This is a genomic window from Sulfurospirillum sp. 1307 (assembly GCF_054408545.1).
Genome location: NZ_CP176011.1, coordinates 621,561 through 641,414, shown reverse-complemented (window position 1 = coordinate 641,414; position 19,854 = coordinate 621,561). Strand labels below are relative to the sequence as shown.

Genomic DNA, 19,854 nt, shown 5'->3' with positions numbered 1-19,854 from the left:
TGTCTTCCTTTTAACTATTTTTATGAGTAATAATTGCTGCAGTTATTGCAGCTACAAGTGCATTATTGTCTTTTTTTGAAGTTGTATTCGAAACCGATGAAGTATCTAAAGGAACACTTTCCTTTTGAGGAAAATACCTATTAATAATTTTAGATTGAAAATGTAAAATTAAAACCATTAGCATGAGAAATACAAATACTGTACCCATACCCAAAACCATAAATTTTAAGCCTTCTGCGACTAAGTTATGCTCCATAGAAATTGCCTTTTATTTTAGATAACATATCTATAAGATTTATGGTTTATTCTAACATAGAGTTTATTAAATAAACCCTATGCTATATTTTTTAAAATCAAATGAATTTTAACTGTGTAGTTTAGTAATAATTTTTATTCGGTACACTTATAAACAAGATAAAAAATTGACTTATAATCAAGCCCACTATGTTCACTAAGTCCAATCTCACATGTTTTATTTGTAGAAAATGCATATTTAGCATTACTAGGGATTGAACTTTTAAGATGCCTTAGAGCAGATTTATTGAGTTCTGGAAATGTAAATCCTCTATCTCCTGCAAATCCACAACAACCTACGTTTTCTGGAATAATTACATTTGAGCTACACAATTTTGCAACTTCTTCCAATTTTTTATCAAGACCTCTTTTTTTGACACTACAATTTGCATGGATTACTACAGGCTCATCAATTTGTTTGAACTTTAATCTTGGAACTAAAAATTCTAAAATAAATTCTATAGTATCATAAACTTTTAAATCTTCTGGAAAATTATCAGCTATTGTTTTAGTACATGAACTCATGTCACAAAGTATTGGTAATTCACCATTTTTACTAGCAATTCTAAGCTCATTTTCTAATTCGTTAGATTTCTTTTTGCCTTCTTCTTTGAATCCTTTAGAGCTAAATGGCATGCCGCAGCAAAGACCTTCAATATGATTTGGAATTACAACTTCATATCCTGCTCTTTCTAAAAGAGTAATAATGATTTCATGTATTGATTTTTCATTATCTTTTTGATTTGGATTTGCCATAGTTCTATTAATACATGATGAAAAATAAACAACTTTATCATCACTTTTTAGACTGAGTTTTGGATTAAATTTTTCTCCACTTGGTAGCGATTTGCTCCAAAGTGGCAGTTTATTATTTGTTAATTTTCTAAGCTTTGTACTAATTGAGCTCATAGATTCATCAGAAATCAAATTTTTATTTACCCATTTAATGCTACTAAGAGTAACTCTACCAACACCCAATACTGCACTATAATTATCAGCAATACTATTAGCAACTTTGTGGCCAAGTGAACTTATTTGTTCATTTCTTAAGTGTTTAGTCAAATTACCAGTATCAATTCCAATTGGACAAGAAAGTGAGCACAAAGAACATGTAGCACAGGTTTCAACACCATCATATTGATATAGCTTTTTAAAATCTTCTAACTCACTATGTTTATTTTGTTCACTTATAGTTGTCATATAACGATTTGCAACAATTCTCTGCCTTGGAGTAAGAGTTAAAAAATTTGATGGACAAGTTGGTTCACAATAGCCACATTCAATACATTTATCAATATAATCATTTGTTTTAGGCATCATTTTAAAATTTTTAAGATGTATTTTTGAGTCATCATTTAAAATTACACCTGGATTGATTAATCCTTTTGGATCAAAAAGAAATTTTATCTCTTTCATTAAATTATAAGCATCTTCTCCCCACTCAAGTTCAACAAATGGAGCCATATTTCTTCCTGTTCCATGCTCTGCTTTTAAACTACCTTTATATTTTAGAGCAACTTGATTTGCAACTTCAGCCATAAATTCTTCATATCTCTTTACCTCTTTTTCATCATCAAAAGCCTGAGTAAATACAAAGTGAAGATTTCCTTCAAGTGCATGTCCAAAAATAATAGCTTCATTATATCCATACTTTTTGAACATACTTTGAAGCTCCAATGTGGCATCAGCCAAATCTTCTATTGGATAAGCAACATCTTCAATTATAACTGTTGTACCAGCTTCTCTTACAGCTCCAACTGCAGGAAAAAGCCCTTTTCTTATCTTCCAAAATAAGCTATATTCACTCTCTTTATCAGTAAATTCTAGAGGTAATTCTGGCGTTATACCTTTTAACTTATCTAAAATAATTTCTATATTTTTATTTAGTTTCTCTTTTGATTCAGCTCTTGTTTCAACCAATACAGCTGTTGCTTCATCTCCTAGTGTTTTTAAAAATGTTGGCATTCCATCTTTATCTTCAACACTTCTTAATCCTGCTCTATCCATAATTTCAGCAGCATCTACATTTTCTCTACATTTGGTTTTTAAAATAATAACAGCATCACATGCATCCTTTATATTTTTAAAAATCATTAATGCACTTGCTTTATCTTTATACTCTGGAACCGTTCTAAAAGTAATATCCTTTATATATCCAAGAGTTCCTTCACTTCCTATCATAAGGTGTTGAATAATTTCTATTGGGTCTTCAAAATCAACTAATGCATTTAAAGAGTATCCACAAGTATTTTTAATTTTGAATTTTCTAACAATTTTATCATGTAGTGATTTATTATTTTTAACCTTGTTAGAAAGAGCTTTTATACCTTCAATTAAACTTCCGTGAGTCTCTTTGAATTTTTCTATGCTTTTTTTAGAAGATGTATCTAGTTCACTTCCATCATGAAAGATAATTTTCATATATTTTAATGTTTTATAAGAGTTATCGCTCACACCACAGCACATTCCACTAGCATTGTTAGCTGCAATTCCCCCTATCATAGCACAACTTATACTAGCAGGGTCTGGTCCAATTTTTTTACCATAAGGAAGTAATTTTGCGTTCGCGTGCGCTCCTACAACAGAAGGCTCAAGAGTAACTAAAGATGCATCATCACTGATTTTAACACCATTCCAATCTCGAGAACTTACAAGCAAAATTGAATCTGTAATTGCTTGTCCTGAGAGACTTGAGCCAGCAGCACGAAAAACAACTGGCAATGACTTTGATGAAGAAATTTTAAGTATTTTTTTTACTTCTTCTGCGTCATCTACCCATATTACAATCTTTGGAACTAACCTATAAAAAGAAGCATCTGTTCCATACGCTAAAGTATGTAAAGGATCTGTAAAAATTCTATCTTTTGGTATATAAGAAACTATTTTATTGTAAAAATCAAGATACGGACCTCTAAGCTGTGTCATATTAAATCCTTCGTATAAATATTATTTAAATTTTATCAACAAGAAATAAAAATTATATGATATTGAGGGTGGTTTAAGTTTATTCTGCATTGTAGCTACAAGCTACAATGCAGAAAAGTAGTAATTAAAATTTTATACCAAACCAACCTGGTTCGATTACCAAGATAGCTAGTATTGCCATTTGTATAGCAATAAATGGCATTACACCCTTATATATATCAGTTGTTCTAACACTATCTGGGGCTACTCCTCTAAGATAAAATAAACTAAATCCAAATGGAGGAGTTAAAAAAGAAGTTTGTAAGTTCATAGCAATCAATATTGCATACCAAACTGGGTTTATATCTAGATTCAATGAAATAGGAACTAATATTGGAACAATAATATATGAAATCTCAACAAAGTCAATAAAAAATCCTAAAGCCATAATGACTAGCATTGAAGTTATTATAAATCCCCATTTTTCACCAGGCAAGCTCATCATTACTTCTTCAACTATAGCATCACCACCAGTATAAGTAAATACCATTGAAAATGCAGTTGCTCCGATTAATATTGCAAATACCATAGCTGTTACTTTTGCAGTTTCAAGAGCTGATTCTTTTACCATATTTAAAGAAAATGCTTTATAAGTAATTGCCAATATCATTGCACCAACTGAACCAACAGCAGCAGATTCAGTAGGAGTAGCAACTCCTTCAAAAATTGAACCAAGTACTAAGACAATCAACACGAGTGGAGGAATGATAGCTTTTAGAGCATCAAAAATTTGTTTTATCTTTGTACCAGCATCTTCATCCATTGGGATTGCTGGGGCTGCATTTTTATCAAAAAATGAAACTAGTATGATATATAAAACATAAGCACCAACCAACGCAAGACCAGGAATAAATGCTGCTTTAAACAAATCACCTACTGGTACTTGAAATACATCTCCTAATATAATAAGAACAATTGAAGGTGGTATAATTTGACCAAGAGTTCCTGAAGCACATATAGTTCCTGTTGCTAGTTTTTTACTATAGTTATATTTTAGCATAACAGGAAGTGATATAACACCCATAGCAACAACACTTGCTCCAACAACACCAGTTGATGCAGCCAAAAGTGCTCCAACTAAAACTGTACTAATAGCAACTCCACCTCTCATCTTACCAAAGAGTTTTCCCATTGATTCAAGAAGTTTTTCTGCAAGCCCAGTTTTTTGTAAAATTACACCCATGAATATAAAAAGAGGTACTGCCATCAAAATAGTATTTTGCATAATGCTGTAAATTCTAAACGGCATAAAAGCAAACATATCAATACCAGTATCAACTAGGCCTTCCATAAGTGGTATTCCATCTTGTATAGCTTCTAAAATACCAGCAGCTAAACCAAAAAATACTGCAACCGCACCAAAGGTAAAAGCTACAGGAAATCCAATGAGCAGCATACAAAGTGCTGCAAAAAACATGACAATACCTATCATACTAATACTCCTGCATCTTCATCTTCGCTAATTTTACCTTTTTTGTAAATATTTAAGTTTTTAATAAAATAACCAACTGTAAAAAATATCAATAACCAAAATGAACCAGGAATAAATGCTTTTATAATCCACCTGTTTGTAAGTCCACCTGGGTCTCCACTGATTTCATGAGATGTAAAAGCCTCCATAACAAAATCAACTGAGTTTGTTGCCACTAAAAGAGCAATTGGTAAAATAAATATGATTGAGCCAATCATATTTACCATAGCTTTTTTACGTACTGCCCATTTATCATACAATATATCAACCCTAACATGAGCCTCTTCCATAAGTGAATAAGACATCCCTAAGAGTATTAAAACTGAGAAAAAGTGCCACTCAAGCTCTTGCATAGCAATAGAGCCTTTATTAAACACATACCTCATAACAACATCATAAAAGACATTGAAAGTCATAAGAAGCATAATAATAAACAAAATAGTACCAAGATATTTTGTTAATTTATTATAAAATTTTTCTATTTTATCAAGCATATCTGTCCTTGTTTAATTTTAGGAGAATACCAATACTCCCTTTTTAAATTTTATAAGAATCCTTATCCACAACTCTTATAAAATTTAACCACCATAAAGTATGGTGGTTAAATTGGGTATTATAAATTATCTTTTAAGTATAGATAATCTGACATTTCAGTCCACTTTCTAACTTTTTTCTGATAAGCAGCTTGTGAATCTAAAATTTCTTTTAGTAGTGGATGACCTTTTACTTTTTCTGCCAAAAGTTTTTTGTTAGCAGCTTTCATAGCATCCATAACTTCTTTAGGGAAAGTTTTAACTTTGATATTTGGATAATCTTTTTTCATTTTATCCCATGCCATAGCACTCATATGGTAGTTGTCAATATACATATCATATGCAGCTAATTTCATAGCAGTTTTTAAAATTGCTTTGTTTTTATCACTAAGTTTGTCAAATTTCTTTTTATTTACAAGAAATTGCAACTCAGTTGCTGGCTCATGCCATCCTGTATAGTAATATGGTGCAACTTTATGGAATCCCATTTTGATATCCATACCAGGTCCAACCCATTCAAGCGCATCAATTGTTCCACGCTCTAATGAAGTATAAAGCTCACCTGGAGCAATATTTGTAACAGTTAGTCCTAATTGAGCCATAACTTCTCCAGCAAATCCTGGAATTCTCATTTTAAGACCTTTTAAGTCATCAAGTGATTTAATCTCTTTTCTAAACCATCCACCCATTTGGTTTCCTGTATTTCCACCAGGGAAAGATAGTACTTTGTGTGGGGCATATGCTTTTTCCATTAACTCCATTCCGCCACCATAGTAAAACCATGCATATTGCTCAGGAGTAGTCATTCCAAAAGGCATAGTAGTAAAAGGAAGAAGATTTATATCTTTACCTTTCCAATAATAAGATGCAGAATGCCCCATCTCATATTGTCCAAGCTTAACCATATCTAAAATACCAAATGGTGATTTATGCTTATTTGAAGCATCAACTCTAATTGTAAATTTTCCATCACTCATCTCTTTTACTAAATCTGCCATTTCATGTACAGCTGTTGTAAAAGGTGCTAGTGTTGGTCCCCAAGTCATAGCTAGTTTCCACTTAACTCTTTTTTCTGCAGCACTTGCAGAAACTGCTAAAGCAGCCACTAAACCCAAAGTTCCTAGAACTTTTGTTAACTTCATATTTTCTCCTTATATGATTTTCACGACATTTTTTTGCATACCCTACCATGCACGTAAGACTATTCTAACTCTGCCGTATGACATGCATATGACATTTTAGCCAATGAAACCTTAATTAATCAAAATCATAATTTTAGTTACTAATCGTTACATTCAAAGTCTTTCTTTAAAAGATACCCAACATCAACTGATGTTTCAATACAATCTTTTGGAATCTTTTTTCTAACTCTTCTAACTAATGACCTAATAGATTCAATACTTGCAAAATTTCCTTCCCAAACGATTGCTTGAATAGTACTAAAAGAAACTACTTTCCCCCTATTTGCTAAAAGTAAATTCAAAAGAAGCCTCTCTTTTTTTGAGAGATGTTCAATCTCCCCATTAATTTCTAAAGTACTGTCTTTTAAATTAAAATTACATCCCTCATAAACTTTTATCAAATCTTTGTCAAAATTGCACAATTTATCAATTTTTATTTCCAATTCATCAATAAAAAAAGGTTTTTTTAAATAATCATTACATCCATAACTATATGAGTTTCTTATACAATCTAACTCTATCGTAGAACTTATTATGATAACTGGTGTATCTTCATTAAATTCTCTTATACGTTTTAATATTTCTAACCCATCAATAGATGGTACATTGATATCCAATATAAAACATATATAACCATTGTCAATTGCATCATATGCTTCTTTACCATCTATAAAACTATCAACTTTGAATCCTTTTGCTTTTAATCTTTTAACTATTGTTTCATTTAAACGTTTATTATCTTCTAAAAGTAAAATCTTCAATTTTCCCTCCCTCTTTATTTACTAATATAATATCAAATACAGCCTTATTTACATAATTGTATGCTCTTATTATCCCACCCATCTTGTCTTCTATTATTACCTTTGCCATATACAAACCAAGTCCTGTTCCATCTTTATTTGTAGTAAAATACGGATCAAATATAAAGTTAATAATTTCTTCAGGAATTTCACCTGCATCATCCATTATTCTAATTTTTGAGTAACCTTTATTGGCTGATAATTTTATATTGATGTTTTTTCCTCTTTTTTGCTCTAAAATTTTATTTTTAGCATTATTTATGATATTTAAAAGTACCTGCTTAAACTCATTTTCATAACCATACACTAAAACTTCTTCATCTTTACATGTAACATTTAGATTAATATGAGCATAAAATACTTGTCTTCCAACTATCTCTATCACCTCTTCTAATGCCTTTTTAGTACAAAAAAGAGATTTTTTTGTTGATGGCTTTAAAAAATTTCTAAAATCTTTAAGCGTTTTTGACATATACTGAATTTGCATCATAGACTCATTTACAAAACCTTTCATTTTTTCTTCATCCATTTCACCTTCTTTGTATGAAAACTCCATGTCTTGTAAAATTGCTGATAATTCAACTAGTGGTTCATTCCATTGGTGAGCAACTGCTGCTATCATTTCTCCCATTTCAGCAAGTTTTGATTGTTGAATTACAAATTGTCTTTGCTGAACTCTTTCCGTAATATCATCCATAACACTAACCACACCACCAACACTGCCATCTACATTTGTGTAAACTGTTTTATTGTATGAGAGTATAAAAGATCTTCCATCAGGAAAATGAAGTGTTTTTTCAAAATTTTCACTACCTAAATTTTTAATTAATTCTTTTTCTTTTTGAACAAGCTTTCTAGCTATTTGTGTTGGGAAAAAATCAAAAATTCCTTTTCCTATAATATCTTCTTTTTTCCTATTTAAAAATTTTTCAAAAGCTTTATTACATCCTACATATTTTCCATTGACATTTTTATAGCTAATAGGGTTTGGAATAACATCCATAAGAATTTCAATAAATTTTAACTGATTCGAAATCTTTAGTTCACTTCTTTTTCTTTTTTGCACATTAATTATGAGTAAGATTAGCATTAAAGTTATAAAAGAAACAATAGAAACAGTAATCCAAACTAAATATTTATACTCCTCGTAAAAAGAAAATGGCTTATTTATTACCACATAATCATCTATATCATCTGGTACTTTTATTTTATAAATCTTAAGCTCATTGTAATCAAACATATATTTATTTGGACTTTTCATCAAAATTGGAATATTTTGGGCATGTGCACCTTTTAAAATTTTATCTACTTTTTTAATGGCTGCTTTTGCTTGTGAAGTTGCACTTGTTAAAACTCCCCCAACGATTCCATATCCAAGATAAAAATCCCAAAGTCCATATATAGGATTTCTAGCAACTTCTCTTACTTGATTTAAACTTTCTTTATGTGTAAAAAACTCTCCTGCCTTATCTTTAAAGAGTAAAACCCATAGTATTGCACTATCTCTTGGAAGCGTTCTTACCTTCATTTTTAAATCAGCAATGTCAAGATTATCAATATACTCAAATTGTAATTTATCTTTATATTTAGGAAGTACACTAAAAATATCTCTTTTAACAGCGTAACCTGTTCTTGACTGATCATTTATAATGAGTAATTTTTTTAAATTTGGATGAATCTTTAAAATTAAATCTATATTTTTTTTGATATCTACTTCTTCTACAACACCTGTTGTAAATTTATTCATATTATTTTCATAAAGCATTGCTTTATCAAAATTATTTATCCCTAAAAAGACAACTGGTAAATTTCTAAATAAACTATAATGATATCTAGTAACAAACTCTAAAGCATTGTTGTCAGAAGCAACAACTACATCAAACTTTCTTCCTCTAAATTGCTCTTTATACAATTCATACAATTTATCAAAGTAAAGTGGAGTTGCAACTTTTTTTGTATCCATATATACTGTTGTCAATGTAATTTTATCATTTTTATAATATCTATTTTCAAATACTTTTGATATATCATCACTCCATTTGTAACCTCTATGATATGAATGGATCAATAATACATTTTTTATATTTTGATTAGCATATAGTGGAATAATTGCAAAAATAAAAAGAAATAAAAATTTAAAAAACAACGCTTAATCCTTACAAGTTTATAAAAAACACAACTAATTATACACTTTTTGAAAAAATAAAGATATGACAAAAAAACTATTTTTTTATTTTGTTAAAAAATCATATCGATGTCATTTGTATCCCATAATATTTTGCGAAAATTCAATAAGGAGAAAATATGAGCTTAGGGTTACTCGCATTTTTTGCAGCACTTCCATTGATTAGTGCTGGGGTTTTATTGGTTGGCTTTAGACTACCAGCTAGAGTTGCAATGCCAATAGTGTATATTATTACATCATTAGTAGCATTGTTTGTTTGGGATGTTTCATTTAACAGAGTTTTAGCTTCAACAATACAGGGTGTTTTAATAACACTTGCTGTTTTATGGATTATCTTTGGTGCAATTTTACTTTTAAATACACTAAAACATTCAGGTGCCATTGCTGTTATTAGAAAGGGATTTAACAATATCAGCCCGGATAGAAGAGTTCAAGTCATAATAATTGCTTGGTTATTTGGAGCATTTATTGAAGGAGCATCAGGATTTGGAACACCAGCGGCAATTGCAGCACCACTAATGGTAGCAATCGGTTTTCCAGCAATGGCAGCTGTTATGATAGGAATGATGATTCAAAGTACTCCTGTTAGTTTTGGTGCAGTAGGAACTCCTATTTTGATTGGCGTAAATAAAGGTTTAGATAGTGATGGAATTGGAGCAAGATTGGTTGAGCTTGGTTCTAATTGGGACTCTTACCTTCAAGTCATTACAAGTGAAGTTGCAATAGTTCATGCAACTGTTGGAACTCTTATACCATTATTTATGGTAATGATGATGACTAAGTTTTTTGGGAAAAATAAATCTTTTACGGAGGGTTTATCAATTGTTCCTTTTGCAATTTTTGGTGGACTTGCTTTTACTATTCCTTACGCTTTAACAGGTGTTTTCTTAGGTGCAGAGTTTCCTTCTATCATAGGTGCTCTTATAGGTCTTCCTATTGTTACTCTTGCAGCTAAAAAAGGTTTCTTAATTCCAAAAGATACTTGGGATTTTGCACCTCGTGAGCAATGGCCAGTTCATTGGGTAAGTAAATTTGAAATGAGCATGGACTCTATGAATGAAAAAATTGATATGTCTTTGAAAAAAGCTTGGATACCATATATTTTAGTAGCTTTATTTTTAGTTATAACAAGAGTTAGTCCTGAAGTTAAGGCATTTACTAAATCTATAGCTTTTGGTATGAAAAATATACTTGGCGAAGGACTAGGATATACTATTGTTCCTCTTTATCTACCTGGTGGAATTTTAGCATTTGTTGTATTAATCACTTTTTTCTTACACAAAATGTCAGCAAAAGAATTGGGTGCTGCAATATCAGAGAGTTCAAAAGTTATGCTTGGAGCTGGATTTGTTCTTACTTTTACAATTCCACTAGTTAGAATTTTAATTAACTCAGGGGTCAATGCTTCACACTTAGAATCAATGCCAATTGTTATGGCAAACTGGGTTGCTTCAAGCGTTGGTGATATATATCCACTATTTGCTCCAATGGTTGGTGCTCTTGGAGCATTTATCGCAGGAAGTAATACAGTATCAAATATGATGTTAAGTCAATTTCAATTTGGAGTTGCTGATACACTAGGACTTTCAACTGCCTTTATGGTTGCTCTTCAAGCAGTTGGAGCAGCTGCTGGAAATATGATAGCTATTCATAATGTAGTTGCAGCTTCAGCTACAGTAGGGTTACTAGGACAAGAGGGTGAAACTTTAAGAAGAACAGTAATTCCAACTATTTATTACTGCTTATTTGCTGGTATATTAGGACTTATTGGAATGTATTCTTTGGGTATAATGGACCCATTAATGAAATAATTTTCTTTACATGTAGAGATTTTTTCTCTACATGTAGTTAGTTATTGCAACTTGGAATATTTTGTGAATCATTAGAAAATTCAAGCAAAAAATCAAGAATTTTTTTACTCTGTTTTTGAAACTTTTTGGATTTTAAGTACTCAAGGACTTTTGGTTCATCAAAATGAAAATCTACAAGTTTTTTCGCATTACCATCAAAATACTCTTTCCACTCATAACTAGCTGCTAGGCCACCTCCTCTATTTCCTTTTCCATGACAACTAGAACACTGTTTTAAATAATATTTTTGTCCAGCAATATTTTGTACTGCAAATATATTAGAGCTAAAAAATAGACTACATGTAAATATAACTATCAACTTACTTGACATATTTTTCTCCATACATTTTTTTAAATCTTTTTAAAGCATCATTTGCCCATTCACTCATGTCAGTTACATTCCAATATCCAAAAATTACCATATGTTTTTTATTTGATCTTGTTAATTTTTCCTCATTTGGTCCCATAAAAAATATTGCAGGAGTAACACTAGTAATAAAGCGAGTTGGTGCTTGATCATTTACATCTTCTTCAATGCTATCTGCATCAGTTGAGCCATCAAGAGATACTAATATAAAATCTTCTTTTAACTGCTTTGAGAGCTTTGGATCTGGAAAAACTTTTTCTATCATCTTCGGGCAATAAAAACAATTTCTAGAGTGAATAAAAAGAAGAATTGGTTTTTTTAGTTCTCGTGCTTGTGCTTTTGCTTCATCTAAGTTTCTATACCAATCAGTTGATAATTCAATCATATCTGAAAAAGCAGAGGAAATAAATAATAAAGCTATTAAAAAAATTCTCATGATTTGTCCTTTGTGAAGTTTTTTCTTAATTTTAAATAAAAATTTTTGTTAATCTATTGATTTAAATCAATTGGCACTTTATTGGCACTTTAGTTTGTTAGAATTGGAATAGTCATTAATCTTTGATGGCTAATCTACAAAAGGAGGAATTATGCAAAGCATAATTAAGATGCTAATAGCTTTAGTTTTTGCAACTGGCTTGTACGCGGCAGATAAAGGGTGTATGTCTTGTCACAACGGGCTAGAAGATATTAGACATCAAGACTCTGATATGATGAAACAGATAAAAGCTTTGGGCGAAGGATTGGGCGATCCCAATGGCTGTACTGTTTGTCATGGAGGTAATGTAAATGCTTCAACAAAAAAAGAAGCACACAAAGGTGCTCCTAATCATCCAGGTGGTTTAGAAGCATTTGTAAGAGATCCAGGAAGTATTTGGATAGCTGATAAAACTTGTGGTATGTGTCATGCTACAACTGTATCAAACATGAAAAAAGCATTGATGCAAACTGAGGCTGGAAAAATACAAGGTAATCTTCATTCATGGGGAAGTGAGCCAACTAAAAAAGTTAAGTTCGCAAACTATGATGTAAAAGATGAAGATGGAAAAGAGCCGGCTTGGGGAACAGATACTTATAAAAAGTATATGTTAAATATGATGGATAAATATCCTGATCAATTTCCAACTGAGCTTAAGCAACTTCCACTACCTCCTCAAAGTCCTGCTGATTTAATTGGTAAGAGTGAAGCTGAAGTGGGCTATCAAGCTTCTATTACTTATCAAAGAAGTGATTGTCAAAGATGTCACGTTGGAGTTAGAGGTAGAAAAGGTAGAGGTGATTGGAGAGGTATGGGATGTAGTTCATGTCATATCCCTTATGGAAATGAGGGAATCTATGAAGGAAATGATAAGAGCATAGATAAAACTGAACATGGCCATCTTTTAGTTCATACTATACAAGCTACACGTGAAGCTAAAGTAAAAGTTCCATCAACTGGAGTAGAGTTTAGCGGAATTCACCCTGAAACATGTAATAGCTGTCACAACCGTGGTAAAAGAATTGGCGTTAGCTATGTTGGTATGATGGAACAACCTTATGGTTCACCACTCAATATTGGTGGCAAAAGCCAATCTAAAACTCATGGCAAGAGATACAAGCACATAAAATCAGATCTTCACTTTGAAGCTGGTATGACTTGTCAAGATTGTCATACATCTATAGCAATGCATGGTGATGGTAGTTTAGCTGGAACTACGCTAGCTCAAGTAGAGATTGAGTGTAGTGATTGTCATGGTACGAACAAAGAGTATCCATGGGAACTTCCAATTGGTTATGGTGAGAAATTTGGTATAGAAACTCCAAAAGGTCCTCGTGGACTTGCAACTAGTCTCCCTGATTGGATGACTTATGGTACTGTTTATGATAAAGAAGGTGGCTACTTACTATCAACTAGAGGAAATCCTTTAGGAAATGTTGTTAAGAAAAAAGGCTCAAATGAAATTGTTGTTCATTTAGCTAGCGGGAAAGACTTAAGCGCACCACTTCTTAAAGAAAAACATATCAATAACTCTTTTAAATCAAAAGATGCAAAAATTGCAATGGATGCAGTTCAAGCTCATATGGACAACCTAGAGTGTTATGCATGTCATAGTGACTGGGCACCACAATGTTATGGATGTCACATCAAAGTAGATTATACCAAAGGTAAATCAAAAATTGACTGGATAGCAAGCGGTTCTACTCATACAAAAAGTGGTGAGACATTAGAATCAATTCTTGGAACAAAAGGCGCTAAGCAAATGGGAAAAGCTAGTGAGACTAGAAGTTACTTAAGGTGGGAAGATCCAATACTTGGTATCAATGGTGAAGGACTTGTTACTCCAATCATACCTGGATGTCAGGTAACATTTACTGTAATTGGACCAAATGGTAAAACCATAATCCTTAACAAGCAAGCTAGAGTTCCTGATGGACCTAATGGCTCATTAGTAGCTGGAACAGATATGAGTCCAGTTCAACCTCATACTACCGGAAGAAAAGCTAGAACTTGTGAAAGTTGTCACTCTAATCCTAAAGCACTAGGATATGGAATCCAAGATGGACAGTTTATGAAAGGTCAAGGCGAAGATTTCTATCTTGATTTAGAAAACTTAAACCCTAAAGATCCAAATAAAAAAGAATTGGCTTCTAAACATACTACTGTTCAAATGAAAGCAATTCCTGGTATGAATTATGACTGGTCTGTTGTTGTAGATAGAAAAACGGGCAAACAACTTCAATCAGTTGGAACTCACTGGCCAGCATCAGCTCCTCTTCCAAAAGAGATGAGAGACAAAATGGAGAGAACTGGAGTTTGTATGGGATGTCATCAAGCAATGACAAATAAAGAGCTTTGGAACAAACTCAATACAAATCCTGGAATCTTAACAAACAAAGATCATATCAATAAAGTTGGTACAATCTTTATGGATGCCGCAAAGGCTGTAAAATGATAAAAACTTTTTCAAAAGTTTTTGGGCTACTATTAGTAGCCCTTTTTATCTTTTCGGGATGCGAAGAAAAAACCGTTGTCAGCGATACAAAACCTAAAGTTTTACAAAAAGAAAATACTCATGAGCAAGGTAAAATAGAAACACATGCTGCTAAAAAGATTGAGCAAACAAAAAAGAGTACTATAAACAACCCCCTATCAGAAATTTCTAGGGATAATGCAAAAATTAGTTCTGGTGGACAATATGGCTTGATAATATTTGAAAGTATTAATTGTAAATATTGTGATAAACTTAAATCTGATTTAGCTAAAAACAATGATTTAAAAAATCGCTTACAAAATGATTTTGCAGTATTTGATTTATCAGTAGATTCTAATTCAATGCATCAACTTGAGCATCAGGGCGAATTTACAACAGTTGATACTAAGACACTTATCGATATATATGGTGTACAAGCTACTCCTACTTTAGTATTTACAGATAAACAAACAAAAAGTATTTTTATAGTTCCTGGATACATGGGGCCAAAACAATTTAAAGTTACTCTTGATTTTATCGAATCTAAAAAATGGCAAGGATTAGATAGAAAAAATGGTGATGTCTACAAAGAATTAAAAAAATATTACATAGAAAAAGGTATAATAAAGGGTTAATCTCTTAACCCTTTATACATGTAAGGAAAAATAATGAAAAAAATATTTTGGTTTTTAATAGCATATTTGTTTGTATCTACTACATTAACTGCTGATATAATCTCTTATGATAATAAATTAACATCTAATGGTAAAAATGTACTTTTAATTTTAGGAAGTAAAAATTGTCCATATTGCGATGCTTTAAAAAAAGACATAAACAACGATAGACTAAAAAACTTGATAAAAGACAAAATGAATGTATATTACGTACCTGTTGATGAACAAGTAAATGTTGAGATGGGAGATAAAAATCCTCCAGTTAAAACAACTTCATTATCGTTAAAGATGCAATTTGGCTCACGTGTAACTCCTACTATTGTGATATTTGATAAAGATTGGAAAAGAATAATTCAACTACCTGGATATGCTGATCCTAATCAAATGAGTGTTTTTATAAAATATGTCAACGAAAATATTTATAAAAACAAAGATTTAGGAGAATATTTAAAGGAAGAAGGTATTTTATAGGTGAAAATAATTCTCTTGGAAGATGATGATTTTATTGCTAATGAAATAAAATTATACTTTGAGATAAAAAACCACCATGTGGAGTGCTTTTTAAATGGTGAAGAATTACTTGAAAATGCAAATATTTACAGTTGCGATATATTTTTATTAGATATTAATACCCCTATAAAAAATGGAATTGAAACATTAAAAGAGATAAGAGATCTTGGAGTAAATACACCCGCAATTTTTATAACATCTATGAGTGATTTAGATACTGTAAAACTTGGCTATAAAGTTGGATGTAGCGATTTCATTAGAAAACCTTTTTACTTTGAAGAGTTAGAAATAAAAATAAACAAACTTGTACTAGATTCATCTAAAGAGACAATAAGGTTAGGCCCTAATCAATTTTACAACACAAAATTAATGGAACTAAAAGACAATGAAGTATTAGTAGATTTAAGTGAAAATGAGAAAAAGTTAATTTATTTTTTAGTAAAAAACTTAAATCATGTTGCAGATAATAATTCTATCATGGATTATGTATGGGACAATAAAATAGTAAATAGCAATACACTTAGAACCCAAATCAAAAAAATACGTTCTAAAATATCATATGATTTTATCCACAATGTAAGAGGAACTGGATACAAGATAGAAGAGTATCATGATTGATCTTGGTGAATTAAAAAAGCAAAATAAAAAATTCAAATACACCCTATTATTTTCTTATCTTCTTTTTGCAACTTTTATTTTAATTGCAATTTATCTTCTACATGTAAAGTATTCTGCAAATGAATCGTTAAAGCATTTATATAATGAAGTAAAAAAAGAGGCAAGTTATAAAGAAAGAATATTTAACGATTTTTTTAAAAAAAACAATAATGTGGTAAATGCACTATCTAATAATAAAATTTTAATTGACTTTATAAGAAATGGATTAAAAGATGATACATATGTGACATCGCTGTTTAAAGCGATTATGCAAAGTAATTCGAATTATATGCAATTAAGATACATAAATAAACAAGGGCAAGAAATTATAAGGTTTGATAGATACAAAATAGATGGTCAACCTAGAATTATTCCAAAGAAATTACTTCAAAATAAAAAAGAAAGGTATTACTACAAAGAGTGTTGCAAAATAAAAAAAGATGAAATATGGTATTCAAAGATTGATCTAAATGTTGAACATAAAAAAATAGAAATTCCAATAAAACCTGTTATTAGAATAGCGAAACAAATATATTTAAACAATGAATTTAAAGGCTTTGTTATAATCAATATTTTTATGAAACCTTACTTAAAAGAGTTTAGTGAATCTTCATTTTTTGATGTATATCTAACAGATTTTTTTGGAAATTTTATTATACACAAAGATCAAAAGAAAAATTGGTCAAAATATTTTAATAAAAATATCAATGCAACAAGAGAATTAGGAATTGATTTAAAAGTTTTACAAAACACAAATGTTTATTTTGATAAAAAAAGAAAATATTTTATACAACCTTTAACATATGGAAAATCAAATAGTTATAGACTAATATACTTTGAAAATGCAAAAAAAGTAAATGAAATACAAAATACAATAAAAAAAAGAGTCATAATAACTGTACTTTTTGCTATATTAATAGCTATTCCATTTGCATATCTAGCTTCATCTCCAGCAAAAAAGATATATCAATCACTTTATCAAAAATCAAATGATATAACAAAGTTAGCAAATAATTTAGAAAGTAGAGTTGAGGAAGAAGTTTTAAAAAACCTAAAAAAGGATAAAATTTTAGAAAATCAATCAAAACTTGCAGCCCTTGGTGAAATGATTGGAAATATTGCTCATCAATGGCGACATCCAATTACAAGAGTGAGTTTAATTTTACAAAATATAAAAACTTTTAAAGAACATGGAAAATTAGATGATGAACATCTTGAAAGATATATAAATAATGCTCTTGAACAAATGGATTTTATGAGCCAAACCATAGATGATTTTAAAAATTTTTATAAACCAGATAATAACATATCTATTTTTCATGCAAAAATAGCAATATCAAGTGCCCATAAAATAATAGGAGGATTAATAAAACACCAAGGAATTGATATATCAATAAATATCAAAAATGATTTTAAAATCAAAGGATACCCAAATCAGTTTGCGCAAGTTATCTTAAACATAATGAACAATGCAAGAGAAGCTTTAGAAGAAAAACGTATAGAAAAGCCTTTTATAAAAATAAACCTTTTTAGTGAAGATAATGTAAATAAAATCACCATAGAAGATAATGCTGGTGGAATCAGTATTAATAACTTAGAAAAAATATTTGATGCATATTTTACAACAAAAAAAGAAAATGGAACTGGTATAGGGCTTTATATGTCAAGAATGATAATAATGGAAAACTTCAATGGTAAACTATATGCAAAAAATGCCCAACAAGGGGCACTTTTTACAATAGAATTACCAAAAGTTTAAAGTTTTAAAAACTCTTCAGGATGTCTGATGATTGCACTATGTTCTGCAATAGCCTCATCTTTCATATTGTATCTTTCATTAAAAATTACATTATGATACATAACTTCATCATTAATAACTTCAAAAACCATAGTTTCATAAACAACTTTTTGAACATCATCTTCAAACCATGAGTGACGAACATGCATACTGATAGTAGAAACTAAAAACTCTCTATCTTTGTATTTTATAACATTTTTTAATTCTAAATCTCTCATGGTTTATATCCTTTTTAAAAGAAGATTTTATTTATCATAACACTTAAAACTGCTATTGGAGTAAGATATTTAATAGAAAAATACCACATATTAAATACACTATCACTCATATAATCCTTAAGCATAGCATAAACTCTTTGCTTTTGTAAAACGTAACCTACAAAAATAGCTATTATTATCCCACCAAGTGGTAAAAGTACAGCAGAACTAGCAAAATCTAATATATCAAATGTACCTTTTCCACCAAATGTTACAAATGATTTATAATCTGTTATATTTGAAAGAATTGCCATTGTACCTAGTATATAAGTAATAATACTTAATATAGTTAAAGCTTTTTTTCTAGTGTAATTAAATCTACTTGTCATATATAGTACTGTTGGCTCTATTATTGAAACTGCTGAAGTTATTCCGGCAAATGCAAGAGCAACAAAAAAAGCTATACTAAATATTGTACCAATAACCCCAAATGTTGAAAATATTGGAGGAAGTGAGATAAATACAAGTCCTGGACCAGCACTTGGCTCAGCTCCAGCGTTAAATAAAAATGAAAAAATAACAACTCCAGCAATTAAAGCAATAGCTGTATCAATTATCGCTACGCTTGCTGAAGCTTTTACTACATTTTGATCTTTTGGCAAAGAAGCCGCATAAGTCATAATGGTTCCCATACCTAATGACAGAGTAAAAAATGCATGTCCTACTGCTTTTAAAATCGTAGTACTATCAACTTTTGTCCAATCAGGCATAAAAAGAAAATTTATAGCATCACTAAAGCCATCAAGACTCATAAAGTATAAAAACAAAGCTAAAAGTATGATAATCAAAAGTGGCATCAAAATTAAATTTACTTTTTCAATACCAGCTTTAACGCCCTTTGTTACAATCCAAATAGTAATGAAAAATGCTATATTAAAAAACAAAAATTGACCTATAAAATCATTTGTAACCATTCCACCAAACATATCTCCAGCAGCCTTAACACTAGTTGGAATATTTGTAATAGAAGTTACAATATACTTTAAAATCCATCCAATTACAATAGTATAAAAAGAAAGTATCAAAATACCAGTAAAAATCATAAACCCAGCATATTTCCACAAGCCCTTATTTTTTGGAGCTAATGTCTCAAAAGAACTTACAACATCATTTCTTGATTCTTTACCTAAAATAACTTCTGCTATAAATAAAGACAAACCTATTAATGTTATAGTAAGTAAATATATAAGAACAAATGCTCCACCACCATTTTGGCCAGTCATATATGGAAATTTCCAAATATTTCCAAGCCCAACAGCACTACCTGCTGCTGCTAAAATAAAACCTATCTTGCTAAATCTAGCAACCTTCATCCATATTCCTTAATTTTAAAATAAAGTTGCTATTCTACCATAAAAAGTTGTA

17 protein-coding genes are annotated in these 19,854 nt (G+C 30.5%); 6 read left to right on the top strand and 11 right to left on the bottom strand.

Annotation, left to right across the window (positions count from 1 at the left end; genetic code table 11):
- Positions 1-10 precede the first annotated feature (10 nt).
- The 7 genes from ACKGJI_RS03340 to ACKGJI_RS03310 all read right to left on the bottom strand — a co-directional run bounded on the left by ACKGJI_RS03340 (position 11) and on the right by ACKGJI_RS03310 (position 9,389).
- Positions 11-256 carry an OadG family protein gene (locus ACKGJI_RS03340; protein WP_458701143.1) on the bottom strand — a complete coding sequence of 82 codons (246 nt, stop codon included), beginning with the start codon at positions 254-256 and terminating at the stop codon, positions 11-13.
- Between the two features lie 134 nt (positions 257-390).
- Entirely contained in the window at positions 391-3,219 is a 2,829-nt protein-coding gene (locus tag ACKGJI_RS03335) for an FAD-binding and (Fe-S)-binding domain-containing protein (protein ID WP_458701142.1), read from the bottom strand.
- Between the two features lie 124 nt (positions 3,220-3,343).
- Positions 3,344-4,690, bottom strand: a complete 1,347-nt coding sequence (locus ACKGJI_RS03330) for a TRAP transporter large permease (protein WP_458701141.1) — start codon at positions 4,688-4,690, stop codon at positions 3,344-3,346.
- On the bottom strand, positions 4,687-5,223 hold the full coding sequence (locus ACKGJI_RS03325) for a TRAP transporter small permease subunit (protein WP_458701140.1): 537 nt from the start codon (positions 5,221-5,223) through the stop codon (positions 4,687-4,689). The genes ACKGJI_RS03330 and ACKGJI_RS03325 overlap by 4 nt, the downstream gene beginning before the upstream one ends.
- Before the next feature lie 119 nt (positions 5,224-5,342).
- Entirely contained in the window at positions 5,343-6,404 is a 1,062-nt protein-coding gene (locus ACKGJI_RS03320; RefSeq protein ID WP_458701139.1) for a TRAP transporter substrate-binding protein, read from the bottom strand.
- A 140-nt stretch (positions 6,405-6,544) separates the two neighbouring features.
- Positions 6,545-7,204 carry a response regulator transcription factor gene (locus ACKGJI_RS03315; protein ID WP_458701138.1) on the bottom strand — a complete coding sequence of 220 codons (660 nt, stop codon included), beginning with the start codon at positions 7,202-7,204 and terminating at the stop codon, positions 6,545-6,547.
- The gene (locus ACKGJI_RS03310) at positions 7,179-9,389 is read right to left on the bottom strand and encodes a sensor histidine kinase (RefSeq protein ID WP_458701137.1); all 2,211 of its coding nucleotides are present in this window, start codon (positions 9,387-9,389) and stop codon (positions 7,179-7,181) included. The genes ACKGJI_RS03315 and ACKGJI_RS03310 overlap by 26 nt, the downstream gene beginning before the upstream one ends.
- Positions 9,390-9,547: 158 nt before the next feature.
- Between ACKGJI_RS03310 and ACKGJI_RS03305 the strand changes: the two genes are divergently transcribed.
- Positions 9,548-11,239: an L-lactate permease gene (locus tag ACKGJI_RS03305; RefSeq protein WP_458701136.1), complete on the top strand. Its 1,692-nt coding sequence runs from the start codon at positions 9,548-9,550 to the stop codon at positions 11,237-11,239.
- Positions 11,240-11,276: 37 nt separating this feature from the next.
- Here ACKGJI_RS03305 and ACKGJI_RS03300 read toward each other — a convergent pair whose 3' ends face one another.
- Positions 11,277-11,609 (bottom strand): c-type cytochrome, encoded by a 333-nt coding sequence (locus tag ACKGJI_RS03300; RefSeq protein ID WP_458701135.1) that lies wholly within the window; start codon positions 11,607-11,609, stop codon positions 11,277-11,279.
- Positions 11,599-12,081 carry a thioredoxin family protein gene (locus tag ACKGJI_RS03295; RefSeq protein ID WP_458701134.1) on the bottom strand — a complete coding sequence of 161 codons (483 nt, stop codon included), beginning with the start codon at positions 12,079-12,081 and terminating at the stop codon, positions 11,599-11,601. Before ACKGJI_RS03295 ends, ACKGJI_RS03300 begins: the two co-directional genes overlap by 11 nt.
- A 151-nt stretch (positions 12,082-12,232) precedes the next feature.
- Between ACKGJI_RS03295 and ACKGJI_RS03290 the strand changes: the two genes are divergently transcribed.
- The 5 genes from ACKGJI_RS03290 to ACKGJI_RS03270 are packed head-to-tail and all read left to right on the top strand — an operon-like array spanning position 12,233 to position 18,193.
- A complete protein-coding gene (locus tag ACKGJI_RS03290) occupies positions 12,233-14,575 on the top strand; it encodes a cytochrome C (protein ID WP_458701133.1) in 2,343 nt (780 codons plus the stop codon).
- Positions 14,572-15,228 carry a thioredoxin fold domain-containing protein gene (locus tag ACKGJI_RS03285; RefSeq protein WP_458701132.1) on the top strand — a complete coding sequence of 219 codons (657 nt, stop codon included), beginning with the start codon at positions 14,572-14,574 and terminating at the stop codon, positions 15,226-15,228. The genes ACKGJI_RS03290 and ACKGJI_RS03285 overlap by 4 nt, the downstream gene beginning before the upstream one ends.
- A gap of 33 nt (positions 15,229-15,261) precedes the next feature.
- Positions 15,262-15,738 (top strand): thioredoxin family protein, encoded by a 477-nt coding sequence (locus ACKGJI_RS03280; protein ID WP_458701131.1) that lies wholly within the window; start codon positions 15,262-15,264, stop codon positions 15,736-15,738.
- Positions 15,739-16,395, top strand: a complete 657-nt coding sequence (locus ACKGJI_RS03275; RefSeq protein ID WP_458701130.1) for a response regulator transcription factor — start codon at positions 15,739-15,741, stop codon at positions 16,393-16,395.
- Positions 16,388-18,193, top strand: coding sequence for a sensor histidine kinase (locus ACKGJI_RS03270; protein WP_458701129.1), 1,806 nt, complete (start codon positions 16,388-16,390; stop codon positions 18,191-18,193). Before ACKGJI_RS03275 ends, ACKGJI_RS03270 begins: the two co-directional genes overlap by 8 nt.
- Here ACKGJI_RS03270 and ACKGJI_RS03265 read toward each other — a convergent pair.
- The gene (locus ACKGJI_RS03265; RefSeq protein WP_458701128.1) at positions 18,190-18,450 is read right to left on the bottom strand and encodes a hypothetical protein; all 261 of its coding nucleotides are present in this window, start codon (positions 18,448-18,450) and stop codon (positions 18,190-18,192) included. The genes ACKGJI_RS03270 and ACKGJI_RS03265 overlap by 4 nt on opposite strands.
- A gap of 14 nt (positions 18,451-18,464) precedes the next feature.
- Positions 18,465-19,802, bottom strand: coding sequence for a sodium-dependent transporter (locus ACKGJI_RS03260; RefSeq protein WP_458701127.1), 1,338 nt, complete (start codon positions 19,800-19,802; stop codon positions 18,465-18,467).
- Positions 19,803-19,854 lie beyond the last annotated feature (52 nt).